The sequence below is a fragment of the Nocardiopsis alkaliphila YIM 80379 genome, assembly GCF_000341005.1.
Lineage (GTDB): Bacteria > Actinomycetota > Actinomycetes > Streptosporangiales > Streptosporangiaceae > Nocardiopsis > Nocardiopsis alkaliphila.
Map to the genome: position 1 here is coordinate 1 of NZ_ANBD01000130.1, position 13,727 is coordinate 13,727.

At 68.3% G+C, this 13,727-nt stretch carries 13 protein-coding genes and 1 pseudogene; 7 read left to right on the forward strand and 7 right to left on the reverse strand.

All coding sequences use genetic code 11. The features are described 5' to 3' along the window. From D472_RS25930 to D472_RS0118370, 3 genes and pseudogenes are all read left to right on the forward strand, one after another. Positions 1-340 (forward strand): annotated as a pseudogene (locus D472_RS25930) (cytochrome ubiquinol oxidase subunit I); the annotation flags it as partial. Between the two features lie 12 nt (positions 341-352). Beyond that, positions 353-778, forward strand: a complete 426-nt coding sequence (locus D472_RS0118365) for a cytochrome c oxidase subunit 4 (RefSeq protein ID WP_017605931.1) — start codon at positions 353-355, stop codon at positions 776-778. Positions 779-971: 193 nt separating this feature from the next. After that, a complete protein-coding gene (locus D472_RS0118370; RefSeq protein WP_017605932.1) occupies positions 972-2,258 on the forward strand; it encodes a L,D-transpeptidase in 1,287 nt (428 codons plus the stop codon). Positions 2,259-2,280: 22 nt separating this feature from the next. Here the strand turns inward: D472_RS0118370 and D472_RS0118375 are convergent, their stop codons facing one another. From D472_RS0118375 to D472_RS0118395, 5 genes are all read right to left on the reverse strand, one after another. Beyond that, positions 2,281-3,414, reverse strand: coding sequence for a glycosyltransferase family 4 protein (locus tag D472_RS0118375; protein WP_017605933.1), 1,134 nt, complete (start codon positions 3,412-3,414; stop codon positions 2,281-2,283). 67 nt (positions 3,415-3,481) lie between these two features. Further along, positions 3,482-4,507, reverse strand: a complete 1,026-nt coding sequence (locus D472_RS0118380; protein WP_017605934.1) for a C40 family peptidase — start codon at positions 4,505-4,507, stop codon at positions 3,482-3,484. Positions 4,508-4,836: 329 nt separating this feature from the next. Next, positions 4,837-5,829 (reverse strand): C40 family peptidase, encoded by a 993-nt coding sequence (locus tag D472_RS0118385; protein WP_017605935.1) that lies wholly within the window; start codon positions 5,827-5,829, stop codon positions 4,837-4,839. A 258-nt stretch (positions 5,830-6,087) separates the two neighbouring features. Further along, positions 6,088-7,491 carry an NYN domain-containing protein gene (locus D472_RS0118390; protein ID WP_017605936.1) on the reverse strand — a complete coding sequence of 468 codons (1,404 nt, stop codon included), beginning with the start codon at positions 7,489-7,491 and terminating at the stop codon, positions 6,088-6,090. After that, positions 7,488-7,769, reverse strand: coding sequence for a hypothetical protein (locus D472_RS0118395; RefSeq protein ID WP_026117836.1), 282 nt, complete (start codon positions 7,767-7,769; stop codon positions 7,488-7,490). Before D472_RS0118395 ends, D472_RS0118390 begins: the two co-directional genes overlap by 4 nt. Positions 7,770-7,907: 138 nt before the next feature. Here D472_RS0118395 and D472_RS0118400 point away from each other — a divergent pair, with 138 nt between their 5' ends. From D472_RS0118400 to D472_RS0118410, 3 genes are read left to right on the forward strand one after another with little or no spacing between them, the layout of a single operon-like run. Beyond that, positions 7,908-9,632 carry a DEDD exonuclease domain-containing protein gene (locus D472_RS0118400; RefSeq protein WP_017605938.1) on the forward strand — a complete coding sequence of 575 codons (1,725 nt, stop codon included), beginning with the start codon at positions 7,908-7,910 and terminating at the stop codon, positions 9,630-9,632. Then, positions 9,610-10,374 carry a rhomboid family intramembrane serine protease gene (locus D472_RS0118405; protein WP_017605939.1) on the forward strand — a complete coding sequence of 255 codons (765 nt, stop codon included), beginning with the start codon at positions 9,610-9,612 and terminating at the stop codon, positions 10,372-10,374. The genes D472_RS0118400 and D472_RS0118405 overlap by 23 nt, the downstream gene beginning before the upstream one ends. A gap of 52 nt (positions 10,375-10,426) precedes the next feature. Continuing rightward, a complete protein-coding gene (locus D472_RS0118410) occupies positions 10,427-10,702 on the forward strand; it encodes an Lrp/AsnC family transcriptional regulator (protein ID WP_017605940.1) in 276 nt (91 codons plus the stop codon). A gap of 96 nt (positions 10,703-10,798) precedes the next feature. Here the strand turns inward: D472_RS0118410 and trpD are convergent, their stop codons facing one another. Together trpD and D472_RS0118420 are read right to left on the reverse strand one after the other, a co-directional pair. Beyond that, positions 10,799-11,914: an anthranilate phosphoribosyltransferase gene (gene trpD, locus D472_RS0118415; protein WP_017605941.1), complete on the reverse strand. Its 1,116-nt coding sequence runs from the start codon at positions 11,912-11,914 to the stop codon at positions 10,799-10,801. Between the two features lie 258 nt (positions 11,915-12,172). Next, positions 12,173-12,604 carry a hypothetical protein gene (locus D472_RS0118420; RefSeq protein WP_017605942.1) on the reverse strand — a complete coding sequence of 144 codons (432 nt, stop codon included), beginning with the start codon at positions 12,602-12,604 and terminating at the stop codon, positions 12,173-12,175. 490 nt (positions 12,605-13,094) lie between these two features. On the opposite strand from D472_RS0118420, the gene ctaE reads away from it, so the two are divergent. After that, complete coding sequence (gene ctaE, locus D472_RS0118425) at positions 13,095-13,721, forward strand: aa3-type cytochrome oxidase subunit III (protein WP_193373488.1); 627 nt, start codon at positions 13,095-13,097, stop codon at positions 13,719-13,721. Positions 13,722-13,727 lie beyond the last annotated feature (6 nt).

The following is a 13,727-nucleotide window of genomic DNA, read 5'->3' on the forward strand; positions in this document are numbered from 1 at the left end:
GCTGGGCGCCGCGGGCTTCCCGCGCCGCTACGCCGACTACCTGGCCACTGACGGGTTCACCACGCTCAACCAGATCTCCTCGATCTCGTCGTTCGTGCTCGCGGCCTCGACGCTCATCTTCTTCTGGAACATGTACGTCACCGCGAAGAAGGCGCCGATGGTCGGTGTCGACGACCCGTGGGGCTACGGCAACTCCCTGGAGTGGGCCACGTCCTGCCCGCCACCGCGACACAACTTCACGTCGCTGCCGCGGATCCGGTCCGAGCGTCCGGCCTTCGACCTCAACCACCCGTACGCAGCGGCCCCCGGTGCCGTCGCGGCCGGTGCCGAGAAGAAGTAGGAGACTGCCCCTATGAAGATGCAGGCCTACCTGTTCATGGGCATCTCGACCTTCTTCGGTCTGGTCGGTGCCCTGTACGTCTACTGGTCCTACCTGGAGACGGGCGAGGTCGAGTGGGTCGGTTCCACGGTCCTGATCATGGGCATCGGTTTCGGCTGGATGCTCGGTTACTGGCTCTGGCAGGCGGCTCGCCGTAGCGAGCACTTCCACGGTCTGCCGCCCGAGGAACGGCTGGACGGTGAGATCGCCGAGAACTCCGGCGAGTACGGCTTCTACAGCCCGCACAGCTGGTGGCCGATGTTCGTCGCGCTGTCCATCGCCTTCACCGCGGTCGGTATCACGATCGGCTGGTGGATGGCGTTCGTCGGTTTCCTCGCCATCATCCTCACCACGATCGGCTGGGTCTTCGAGTACTACCGCAAGGAGTTCCAGCACTGAGATCGCCCAGGGGACGCTCCGCTCTTCGAGGGCAGAGGACGTCCCCGGGTAGAATCCGATGGTCATCACCCCGGTGGCCGGTGTCGGGTCCACAGGACCCGGTGTCGGTCACCGGGGTTTTCCCTTAGCGTGACCCGAGGGTCCGGGTACCCCGGTTCATCCCCACCACGTCGGACCGATCTTGGAGATCCGTGTGAAGAGACGAGTCCACCCGCGAACGTTCGCTCTGGCGGCGCTCGTCCTGCTCACCGCCTGTACCCCCGGAGGCGATGGCGATCCCGCTTCTCCGCGGGTAGAGGACTCCGAGCCGGAGGTCTCCGGACCCTTGATCACCATCACCCCCGAATCCGGGGCCACCGAGGTGGCTCCCAACGTCCCGGTGCGGGTCGAGGTCGACGAGGGCACCATCACCGATGTGCGCATCGATCAGGAGGTCGCTTCCGGCGACGGGGATGGGCAGAGCGGACCCTTCTTCGAACAGACCGGCACCTTCAGTGAGGCCGGTGACGCCTGGAGCAGTGACTGGAACCTATGGCCCGGAGCCGATGTCACCGTCACCGCCACGGCCACCGATCCCGAGGGTGAGGAGACCGAGGCCGTTTCGGAGTTCAGCACCCTGGAGGCGGTCCCGGGGCGGCGTCTCGAACTGGTCTCCAACTTCCCCACGTCCGGACAGACCGTCGGTGTCGGTATGCCGGTGATCGTCAACTTCGACCTACCGGTGACCAACAAGGAACAGGTGGAGAACTCCATCGAAGTCACCGCGGAGGAGGTGACCGAGGGGGCCTGGAACTGGGTCACCGACGAGATGGCCGTCTTCCGGCCCAAGGAGTATTGGGAGCCCCACCAGCGGATCAGCGTGGACCTGCGCTTGGCCGGGGTGGAGGCCTCCGAAGGTGTCTACGGGGTGAAGGACCACCGCATCGAATTCGAGGTCGGCCGCGAGATGGTCTCCACGATGCACGTGCCCGACCACGAGATGGAGGTGACGGTGGACGGCGAGACCGTCCGTACCATCCCGGTCAGCAATGGCGCCGCGGAGGAGCGTTTCAACACCACCACCTCCGGGGTCCACCTCACCATGGAGAAGTACGAGTCCCTGGTGATGGACTCCGCCACCGTGGGCATCGACGAGGGGGAACCGGGCTACTACCGGTTGGACGTGGACTGGGCCGTGCGCACCTCCAATAGTGGCGAGTTCACCCACGCGGCCCCCTGGAACTCGGACAACCTGGGTCGTGCCGACACCTCCAACGGCTGCACCAACATGTCCGTGGAGGACGCCCGCTGGTTCCATGACCAGGCGCTGATGGGCGACATCCTGGAGACCACCGGCACCGATCGGGAGCTGGAGTGGGACAACGGCTGGGGTTACTACCAGCGCTCCTGGCAGGAGTGGCTGGCCCACAGCGCCACCGGGGAGCCCCAGATCACCGATGGTTCCGGAACCCCCGGGTCCGTTCACGGCGAAGGGTCGTAGGGGACGGAGACGAGGAGGTGGGTCAGGAGCCGCCCAGAAGGCCGTCCAGACGTTCGAGTGTCCGGTCCCATGTCCATTCCCGACTCACCCATTCCCGGCCGCGTGCACCCATCACAGCGGCGCGCTCGGGGTCCTTCAGGAGTCGGATGAGGGCGCGGGCGGTCGGCCCCGGTATCGAACCGTCCACCACGTGTCCGGTCTCGCCCTCCAAGACCGCGTCCGGGGCGCCGCCCGAGGCACCGGCCACCACGGGGAGACCGCTGGCCGAGGCCTCCAGGTAGACCATCCCCAGGCCCTCCACGTCCATACCACTCCGCCGGGTCCGGCAGGGCATGGCGAACACGTCGCCCGCGTCGTAGTGGGCGGGCAGTTCCTCCGCCGGGACCGGTCCGGTGAAGCGCACCGAGTCCGATCCCGCGGCGGCGGAGCGGAGCCGGGACGCGTACGGACCGTCCCCCACCAGTAGCAGGATCGCGTCGGGTACGTCCGCCAGGACCCGGGGCCAGGCCCGGATCAGGATGTCCTGGCCCTTGCGCGGCACCATGCGCGACACACAGACCACCACCGGCCGATCCCCCAGCCCCAGACGCTCGCGCACCTCCTCGCCGCCGTTGCCGGGGCGGAACCGGTCGGTGTCCACTCCGGGGGCCAGACGCCGCATTCGTGACGTGGCCGTGGGGGATAGGGAGCGAGACAGTCGGCGGCGGGTGTATTCACCCAGGTAGGTGACGGTGTCCACGTTCTCGCCGATCCGGTGCAACGTCGCGGAGGCCCCTGGCAGGACCGTCCACCCGCTCTCGTGTCCATGGGTGATCGCGACCTGGCGGCGCACTAAGGGGCGTAGTCGCTCGGCGGCCAGCCCCAACGGGGCGGCCGCGCCGTACAACACCGAGTCGCACTCCTCCAGTTCGGCGATGACCCGCGCCCGCCGCACCACCCGAGGCGTGGGCAGTAGCACCTTGGCGGCGTCCCGCACGATGGGGAAGGGCTGACGCAGGTCGAAGTGGGGATCGGCGGCCTGGTCGGCCACGCCGGGGGAGGAGGAGTAGACCACGACCGAACCCGCGGGGCGACGCAGGGCGAGTTCGTGCACGAAGGACTCGATACCGCCCGCACGGGGCGGGAAGTCGTTGGTGATGATCAGGGTTCGCGACACGTCAGCGAGTCTAGGGGCGCGAAGAGGGCCCGTGGTCGTTCACCACGGGCCCAGGGGTCTTACCAGGCTACGGCCGCACGGCGGCGACGAAGTTGGCCCGGTAGTAGTCGTTGAGGGTCACCGTGCCGATCGGGCGGGACGAGGTGGAGGCGTGCACCATCACGTTGTCGCCCGCGTACAGGCCCACGTGGCTGGGGCTGGCGCCGTAGAAGAACATCAGGTCGCCGGGCTGCATGTTCTCCCAGGAGACCCGCTGGCCAGCGTTGATCTGATCGTAGGTGGTGCGCGGCAGGCTCACCCCGGCGGCGCGCCAGGCGGCCTGGGTCAGGCCGGAGCAGTCGTAGCCGTTGGGACCGGTACCGCCCCAGATGTAGGGCTTGCCGATCTGCGCGTAGGCGAAGTCCAACGCGACCCGGGCGTTTCCGGAGGCCGGGCCGGTGTAACTGGCGCCCCCACCGGAGCCGCCGCCACCGCCGGTGTCGGTGCTGACGTTCTCGGTGGCCACGGCCTGTTCCTCGGCGGTGAGCTCGGAGAGCAGTTCCTCTTGCTCCGCGATGGCCGCCTCGGCCTCCTCGGTCGCCTCCTCGGCCTCGGCCAGGGCCTCGGCGGCGCTCTCCTCGGTGGCCTCGACCTCGGCCCGCAGGGACTCCAGGTGCTCCAGTTCTTCGAGGTACTGGTCCAGGCCGGCCCGCTGCTGGTCGGAGAGGTAGGTCAGGTCGGCCTGGTGTTCCAGGGCCTCTTCGGGGCCGGTGGCGCCGATCAGTTGGGTGGGGGAGGTCAGGTCCACGCCGGTGTAGGCGGCGTTGGCGAGGCTGCGCACACCGCTGCTCAGCTCCTCGACGACCTCCTCGGCCTCCTCGATGTCCTCGAGCAGGGTCTCCAACTTCTCCTCGGCGGCCTCGTGGGTCTCCTTGGCCTCGTTGTAGGTCGCGTTGAGTTCGATGAACTCCTCTTCGAGGCGCTCGATCTCCTCCCGGACCTCATCGGCGGTCGGCTCGGCGTGGGCCACGGCGCTGGGAAACAGGAAGGCGCCGAGGCAGATCGAGGCGATGACGGCCGCGCGACGGCCGGGGGCACCACGGAATGCGGACACTGGCTACACCTTTCTCCCCTTGCCCCGAATGGTTCGGGTTCAAGGGAGTGCGCCGGGCGGGCCAGGGTCGACGGGGACGACCGAAAGGCATCAAGGAGGCGCCCGACCCGGGCGTGGCCGTCACCGACGGGGTTCGGTGAAGAGGAGCGACCACGCTCAGCGATGAACACTAGTGCATTTCTTGGGTCGCGCTCAACTGTTTCGTGACGTTCCGGCGCAAGGATTGGCCTGTCCGAAACCCCGTTATCGCCGAACCTTGGGGTGGTGGTCGGGAAACGACGAGGCCGTCGCCTCGGAAAGGACGACGGCCTCGGTGGACATGGGGTGCGTTACAGGCGCACGGCGAACTCGAACTGGCCGGCCCAATAGGCGGCCAGTCCTACGACCTCGATGTTACGGCCGGTGCGCGGAGCGTGCACCATCTGCCCGTTGCCCGCGTACAGGCCGTTGTGGCCCTGACCGGAGAAGAACATGATGTCGCCCGGCTGGAGCGCGCTCATGTCGTAGATACGGGTGCCGAGGTTGGCCTGGGCGTAGGTGGTGCGGGGCAGGTCCACACCGGCGGCGCGCCACGAGGCCTGGACCAGGCCGGAGCAGTCGTAGCCGTTGGGACCGGTGCCGCCATAGACGTAGGGCAGACCGACCTTGGAGTAGGCGAAGTCCAATGCGCTCGAAGCGCTTCCGCTACCCGCGTGGGATTGACCGGCGCTGTCATCGGCACCCTCGGTGGAGGCGTCGGCGTCGGGGAACTGGGCCAGGAGCTCCTGTTGTTCCTCGATGGCGCTCTCCACCTCCTCCTTGGTCTCCTCGGCCTCCTCCAGAGCCTCTTCGGCGTCCTCCAGGGCCGCCTCGGCCTCGTCCTTGAGCGCGAACAGACGCTCGGAGGAGTCACCGAAGTCGTCCAGCTGGGCCTGCTGGGCCTCCGACAGGTAGTTCAGGTCGGCGTTCTGCTCCAGCAGGGCCTCGGGGCCCTCGGAGGTGAGGATGTTGGTGGTGGAGTTGAGCTCGCCGCCCTGGTAGGTGGCGTTGGCGAACTGCTGGACCTGCTCGCGCAGCTCGTCGTAACGCTCCTGTTCGTCACCGACCTGTTCATCGAGTTCGTCGTAGGCCGCCTTGGCCGTCTCGTAGTCCTCCTCGGCCTGGTTGAAGGACTCGACGGCCTCGGAGGCCTCCTGGTTCAACTCCTCGATGCGGTCCTCGACCTCGTCCTGGGTCGGCTCCGCATGGGCGATGCCGGGGCCGATGAAGGTGCCGGCGGCGACCACACCGAGACCGGTCGTAGCGATTCGGCGAGCCGTACGCCGACCACCGGAATTCTTCATGGCGGTCCACGCTCCTTGAGTCTGGGAAGTCCGCAGGGGTATCTGGGAGACGAAAGTCAGGGGTGGCCCGTCGCCGGGCTCGGGGTGGAGCACGAGTGCGCGGGTCTTCGCCGGGGTGGGCAGGCGCAAGGGTGGCCTTCTATCCGACGAAGCACTCAGCTTCGGGAAGAACTTAGCGGACCGTCCTTCCCCTCTCAACCACGAGAGGGCTCCCCACCACCGGGCGTGCGGGTGACCGTGGTCACGTTTTCGGTGTCCTCAGTCCAGTCGTCGCAGGAAGACGGGGGAGGGCACCGCCCTTGCGCCGCAACGACGCACCGCCTGAACGATCTCTTTGTCCGAGGTCACGACCGCGATCGGTCGGCCCGGGGGCTCGGCCCGCACCAGTCGGATGATCAATTCGTCGGCGGTCTCTCCCGGGGCGCTGAACAACAGCCGGACCCGACGGCTGGGCGGCACCGGGGGAGTGTCGACGTCGGCGCCGTCGAACACGCAGGTGATCTCGGCCTTGGTCCGACTGGCCAGACCTTCCAGGGAGGCCAACAGCCGATTGCGCTGGTCGATCAGGGGCATGGTCCCGTAACCGGTCTTGGTGACGTTGTAACCGTCCACCAGAAGGTGTACCCGCGGCACGGTCAGCAGGTGCGCCAGCAGGCCCGGGTCGTCGTCGGGCAGACCACCGAGCGGCGCCCGACGCAGTTCCTCCCGGGCTTCGGCGACCAGATCCGCGGGACTGTCCAGACCGGTGGGCAGGGCCAGTTCCCGGCGCAGTCCGTGCGAGGCCTCGACCAACACGTCCAGCAGGACCCGTAGCCGCGCCTCGTCGGCGTTGCGTCCGCTACGAACGGCTCGGCGGGCGTTCTCCACCTGGGCTTGGGCATCGGCCAATCGCGAGCGCAGCCGCCGGTTCTCCAGCTCGAGACCGTGCGCCCGGCCCTCGGCCTCACCGCACAGATCTCGGGACTCGGTCAGGACCTGCTCCGCTTGCGTGTTGGCCGCCTTGGCGCGCTGACGCTCGTGGTGCACCTTGCGGCGCAGCTCGGCGATCTCGTTGCGCTGTTCACCGATCTGGGCACGCAAGCGCGCCAGTTCCGTGTCGTGGTCACGGCGGACCTCCAGCAGTTCCCGACGCGCCTCCTCCAGGGCCTCGGCCACCTCGTCCACCTCTTTGGCGCTGTGCCGACGCTCCAGTTCCAGGTGGATGTCCTCGATGATCCGTGACCAGCCTTCGGGGCGCAGCAGGTAGGCGACCGCCGCCACCGCCACCGGGTCGGCGGCGGGGGGAACGACGCCCGCGCGTACGCCCTCGGCGACCTCGGGCCAGACCTGTTCGACCCGGGCGGCGACCCGGCCACGAAAGTCCGCGTCGCTCTCCAACCGGGCGGCGATCTGCGGCCCCGCCAACTTGGCGCGGCGGCGCGGCTCGAACTTGGCCACCCTACGCAGCGACGGCGGCAGATCGGACGGACGCATCCCCCCCAAGACGTCGGAGCCGTACTCCACCACCCGTAGGCGTACCGATTCGGGAAGCGGACGCACCAGCCCTTCCGCGTCGTCAGCGGGCTCGGCCTGGTCGCCGTCACCGGATTCGACCGGTTCGTCCTCGGCCGGTGCGAGCCGGTCGCCTTCGGGGGGATCCTCCGAGTCCGGCCGGGCGCTCATGAGCGACCCGTCGAGCTCTCCGCCGAAGTGTCGGAGACCGACCGTTCGGCGTCGGGACGGGGGACGATCTCCACGCTGTCGGTGGCACCGCACCACCGACACTTGACCCGCTCGATCGTCTCCGAGAGCACGGTGCGCTCCTCCACGGCGCCGACACCGGACAGTTCCTGGTGCACGTAGTCCTGGGAGCGGAGCGTGCGGGTCACGTCGAACCGTGTGAGGTTGCCGCACCCGGTGCACCGCCACCGCTCACTGTCACTCGGCATCGCGATCCCCACGGTTCCTCCTCGTTGTCGTCGTCGGGTCCCCGCGTCTTTGGCCGCGTGATCACCCGGGTCATCCATATCTTTCCATGTCGGATGGGACGAACGTGCTCCCGGAAGGATTCGGTCACCACCTCGGACTACCCTGACCGGGTGGTTCGACAGCCCGCGGCACCCCTGACCGGACAGACCAGCCTCGATGACCTGGGCACCCCGTTGAGTGGGGTGACCTTCGTCGTCGTCGACCTGGAGACCACCGGAACCAGTGCCTCCCGCTCCCGGATCACCGAGATCGGAGCGGTGCGTGTCCGTGGTGGCCGGATCGTGGACGAGTACACCACCTTGGTCGACCCCGGTGTCCTCATCCCGGCCAACATCACCCTCCTGACCGGCATCACCCAGTCCATGGTCGCCACGGCCCCTCCGATCGGGAAGGTCCTGCCGGACCTACTGGGCTTCCTCACCGCGGACCCCGGCAGCGTCCTGGTCGCCCACAACGCGCCCTTCGACATCGGGTTCCTCAAGGCGGCCTGCGAACGCGAGGGCCTGGAGTGGCCGGAACCACCGGTCGTGGACACCCTGCGCCTGGCCCGCGCGCTGCTCCCGGTGCCCCAGGTCCGCAACCACCGACTGGGTACGCTCGCGGCCTTCTTCGGCACCTCGGTCACCCCCGATCATCGGGCCCTGGAGGATGCCCGGGCCACCGTCGAGGTCCTCAACGGACTCATCGCCAGGCTCGCTCCGATGGGGATCACCGGCCTGGAAGAGTTGCGCGCGGTCACCAGGCCCGCCACCCGGGCCCAGCGGGCCCGCCGCCACCTCGCGGACGGTCTGCCCGAGAGTCCGGGCGTGTACGTGTTCACCGACGCTCGGGGGCAGAGCCTGTACGTCGGCAAGAGCAAGAACCTGCGCCGTCGGGTGGCCTCCTACTTCACCGCGGCCGAATCCCGCCGCCGAATCCGTGAGATGGCCGGGCTGGTCCACGCGGTCACCCCCATCGTCTGCACCACCGAATTGGAGGCCTCCGTTCGGGAATTGCGGATCATCGCCGAACGCAAACCCCCGTTCAACCGCCGTTCCCGCAACCCGGAGAACGCCCGTTGGGTCAGGCTCACCACCGAGGCCTACCCACGCCTGTCGGTGGTCCGCGCGGTCCGTGACGAGGCCCCCCACATCGGGCCCTACGGCTCGGCCAGGGACGCCGACGCGGCCAAGGAGGCCCTGCTGCACGCGCTTCCGCTGCGTCAGTGCACGCACACCTTCGCCCCACCCGAACGTGTGGTCGCCAGGTGCGTGCTCGCCCAACTGGGTCGCTGTGGTGCCCCCTGCGACGGGACCGAACCCCTGGACGCCTACACCGTCCACGCCGAGGCCGCCCGCACCGCGATGACCACCGATCCGTCGGTGGTCGTGGACGCCCTCACCGACAGCATCCGCGCGCTGGCCGCGCAGTTGCGCTACGAGGAGGCGGCGAGCCTGCGTGATCGCCTGGTGGCCTTCCTACGCGGTGCCCGTCGTGCCCAACGCCTGAGGGCGCTCTCCGTCGTGCCGCACCTGGTCGCCTCCCGACCGGGAAAGACCGGCTGGGAGACCATCGTGGTCCGCCACGGCCGCCTGGCCGCGGGAGCGGTCCTGACCCCGGGCACCGAGCCCACCGCGTTCTTGAACTCCCTCACCGCCACCGCCGAACGGGTCCCGGCCGGGATCGGACCGGTTCCCAACGCCACGGCGGAGGAAGGCGAACTGATTCTCGACTGGCTCACCACGCCCGGTACCCGTCTGGTCGAAATCGAGGGGGAGTGGACATGCCCGTTGCGAAGCGCCGAAGCGCACACCCGGATGACACACTGGGCCCATGGCCGCGATCCCGCTCAATGACGACCACCCCGTCCGCCGCGCACCGATCGTGGCCTACGGCCTGATCGCGGTCAACGTCCTGGTCTATCTGCTCTCTCCACAGGCGACCACCGCCGTTTGGTACCCCGTGGACTTCTTCGAGCGGATCTGCGCCATCGACGCCTACTTCATGCGTTGGGGGGCCATCCCCGACGAGATGCTCGGTCGGGTCGACCTGGCCGAGCCGCTCACACCCGAATGCGGGGGCATCGACGGCAAGGTCGTCTGGTTCTCGGTGGTCAGCTCGATGTTCCTGCACGGCGGGGCCATGCACCTGCTCGGCAACATGGTCTACCTGTTCGTCTTCGGGCCGGTGGTCGAGGACCGGATCGGCAAGGTCCGCTTCCTGGCGCTGTACCTGGTGACCGGGCTGGTCGCCGCGTACGGTCACGCGCTGGTCGACCAGGACGGGGGCGTCCCCATGATCGGGGCCTCCGGTGCGATCTCCGGCGTACTCGGTGCCTACCTCGTGGTCCAGTTCCGCAGCCGGGTCACCACGCTCGTGTTCTGGGTCATTCCGATGCGTCTGCCCGGGTGGGCCGTGGTGGGCAGCTACTTCGCACTTCAGTATCTTCTCTACGTCACATCCTCGACCGCCCCAGGTGGCGGATCCAACGTGGCCTACGCGGCGCACGTCTACGGGTTCGTCGCGGGGGTGATCACGGGACTGCTCGTCTACCGGCTGCGTTGGCGCTCCGGGACGCGGCTCTCCGACGTCCACTAGCGCACGAGTCGGGAATCGTTCCGTTCCGCACCAAGAACGCCCAGGAGGCACAGTGATCACCGCGATCGTCATGATCAAGGCCGACGTCCACCGGATCCCCGAGGTCGCCGAGGCCATCGCCGACATCGACGGGGTGAGCGAGGTCTACTCCGTGACCGGTGGCGTCGACCTCATCGCCGTGGTGCGCGTACGTCGCCACGAGGACCTGGCCGAGGTGATCCCCGGCCGGGTCAACAAGGTGCCCGGCGTGACCTCCTCCGACACCCACATCTCCTTCCAGGCGTATTCCAAGCACGACTTGGAATCGGCCTTCGCCATCGGCTGGTAGGTCCGTTCCCGGCCGACCTCGGTCGGGCACACACGAAGGGGCGCGGTGGAAGGAGTCCACCGCGCCCTCACTTCTCGAAAACGTTCCCGGTCGCCCTCAGGCGGTCTTGGCCGCCTCCTGGCTGGTCCGCACCCAGGTCTGTAGTGTCCGCTCGGCCTCACCGTCGTCCACCACGGCCGCGGCCCGCTGGTAGCCCGCGCGCACGGCCTCGACCAGATCGCCCTCGATCCCGTCCATGGCGGCCAGTGCGGCCCCGGCGTTGAGCAGTACCGCCTCACGCACCGGCCCCGGCCGTCCCGCCAACGTGTCACGCACCGCCTGGGCGTTGAACTCCACGTCACCACCGCGCAGGGCATCGGGCGCCGAACGTTCGATGCCCAGGTCCGCCGGGTCCAAGCGCTCACGGCGGGCACGTCCCTCACCCACGACCCACACCGTGGAAGTGGTGGTCGTGGTCAGTTCGTCCAGGCCGTCATCGCCCCGGAACACCAACGCCGAGGACCCACGACGGGCGAAAACCCCCGCGATCACCTCGCACATGCGCTCGTCGAACACGCCAATGGCCGAGGTGGTCGGCCGGGCCGGGTTGGTCAGCGGTCCCAGGAAGTTGAACACGGTCGGTACGGCCAGCTCACGGCGAGGCTTGGCCGCGTACCGCAGGGAGGGGTGGAACAGCGGAGCGAAGCAGAAGGTGATGCCCGCGTCCTCGGCCACCCGCACGGTCGTCTCCGGAGGCAGGTCCAGCACCACGCCGAGCCGCTCCAGGACATCGGCCGTGCCACACGAGGAGGACGCGGCCCGGTTGCCGTGCTTGACCACTCGGGCGCCCGCGGCGGAGGCCACGATCGCCGCCATGGTGGACACGTTCACCGTGTGCGCGCGGTCGCCGCCGGTACCGACGATGTCCAGGGTGGGGCCGGGCACCTCGATGCGCACGGCGTTGTCGAGCATCCCCTGGGCCAGACCGGTCACCTCGGCCACCCCCTCGCCCTTGGCGCGCAGCGCGATCGCGAACCCCGCGACCTGGGCGTCGGTGGCCGAGCCCGACATGATCTCGTTCATCGCCCACTCGGTGTCGGAGGCACTCAGCGTGACACCGCCCAGCAGGGCGGTGATCAGGCTGGACCAGGTGCGTTGGTCGACGGCCGAGTGGGAGTCGGTATCGACCGCGTTGTTCTCGGCCGGGGCGGCCGACGACGTGGGGACGTTCATTGGGCTCCAAACGAAAAGAGGCGTGGGAACAAAAGGCCGTCGAGGGCGGACACGCAGGCGTGCCCGCCCCGTTCGACGGTCTTGGTCGGAAGGGGTCAGGACATGGCGCGCACGCGCCATCGCCGATCGTGGCCGGGCCATCGTTTGAGACCGACGCCGTGGTCGAGGGCTCCGACCAGCGGATGTCGACGGTGCGTGTCCCTGTCCCGGTCGCCCCTCGCGGCCATCGAGCGGCCGTGTTCTGCACGCCCCACCGGGTCACCCGCTGAGCGCGGTCGTGCGCCCACGCATGAGTTCGGCCAAGGCCTCGGCGAGCGCGATCGGGTCGATGGGGTGGCTCACCACCTGGTCGGCCTGCGACCAGGTCGCCAACCAACCGTCGTCGCGCCGTCCTACCAACAGCAGCACCGGAGGGCATCGGTAGATCTCGTCCTTGACCTGACGGCACAGGCCCATCCCGCCGGTGGGCGCGGCCTCACCGTCGAAGATGGCCACGTCGATGCGCTCGGCGGGGTCCTTGGACTCCAGCTTTCGCAGGGCGCCGGGTGCGGTCGCGCACTCGACGAACTCGACCTTGGGGACATCGGCGGCGGGACGGCGGCCGATGGCCATCCGCACCTGCTCGCGGGTGTCTCCCTTGTCGCTGTAGACCAGCACGCGCATCCTGGCGTCCGTGTCCGTACCGCTCATCGCGCAACCGTCCTATCGCGTCAGTCCGCGGCCGCCGCCGTGGGGGGTGCGACCGTGGCGTTCGTTGACTGTGTGGGTCCGACTCTATTGCCTCGCGCCCATGGGGCCCAGGTGGGGAGTGGGCGATCGGAGGCGTTGAGACTTTGGCCACCACAGGATGACAGGAACGAGAGGGCCTTCGTTGGACCACCACCGAGATCGCACTGCGAAGAGGTTATCTTTTCGTTATTCGTGTGTTACTCGAAGGGGGTTCGTGCTTTTTCGGCGGGGGTACGGAACCGCTCGGAAGGCCACGGCCACGCAGGTTCGGGGGCTTTCACGCGTGTGGGTGCGTCGCGTGTGGGCGATGGAGGGACCGGAGGTTACAGTAACGCCCGAGTCACGGTCGCGGTGTCCTTCTCAGCCCGAAAGACGGCCGGTGTCGGGGCCGATCGGTCTCCTTACGGGGGGTCGAGTACGGGTCTCCGCAGGATGCCGTAATAATGCTGGCGTGGCGACAGCAACCGCGAACCTAAAAACAGCAACCGCATCAGCGCATGGTGCGGCAAAGCGTCCTGACCTGGTGAGTGTTGGCACCATCGTTTGGCTCGCCAACGAGCTCATGTTCTTCGCTGCGCTGTTCGCGATGTACTTCACCATCCGATCAGTGACCAACGGGAACCCCGAGCTCGGCGAGTGGGCGGACGTCCACCTCAACGTGCCGTGGGCTTCCACGATCACCGTCGTCCTGGTGGCTTCCAGCTTCACCGCGCAGTTCGGTGTCTGGGCCGCTGAACGCGGTGACGTCAAGAAGCTGCGCATGTGGTTCTTCATCACGTTCTTCATGGGCCTGTTCTTCATCCTTGGACAGGCGTATGAGTACTACGAGCTCATCGCCCACGAGGGGCTGACTCTCCAGTCGAGCGCCTACGGGTCGATGTTCTTCCTGACCACGGGCTTCCACGGACTTCACGTCATCGGTGGCTTGATCGCGTTCCTCATCATGCTGGGACGCACGTACGCCGCGAAGCGCTTCACTCACCAGCAGGCGACCAGTGCGATCGTCGTGTCCTACTACTGGCACTTCGTCGATGTCATCTGGGTCGCTTTGTTCTTCATCATCTACTTCATCCAGTAACCCGAA

Bases quoted from the DNA above. Each gene is read 5' to 3' on its own strand.
- D472_RS0118365 (WP_017605931.1), top strand. From the start codon at position 353: ATGAAGATGCAGGCCTACCTGTTCATGGGCATCTCGACCTTCTTCGGT.
- D472_RS0118405 (WP_017605939.1), top strand. From the start codon at position 9,610: ATGGCCGCGATCCCGCTCAATGACGACCACCCCGTCCGCCGCGCACCG.
- D472_RS0118390 (WP_017605936.1), bottom strand. From the start codon at position 7,491: ATGAGCGCCCGGCCGGACTCGGAGGATCCCCCCGAAGGCGACCGGCTC.
- D472_RS0118420 (WP_017605942.1), bottom strand. From the start codon at position 12,604: ATGAGCGGTACGGACACGGACGCCAGGATGCGCGTGCTGGTCTACAGC.
- trpD (WP_017605941.1), bottom strand. From the start codon at position 11,914: ATGAACGTCCCCACGTCGTCGGCCGCCCCGGCCGAGAACAACGCGGTC.
- D472_RS0118385 (WP_017605935.1), bottom strand. From the start codon at position 5,829: ATGAAGAATTCCGGTGGTCGGCGTACGGCTCGCCGAATCGCTACGACC.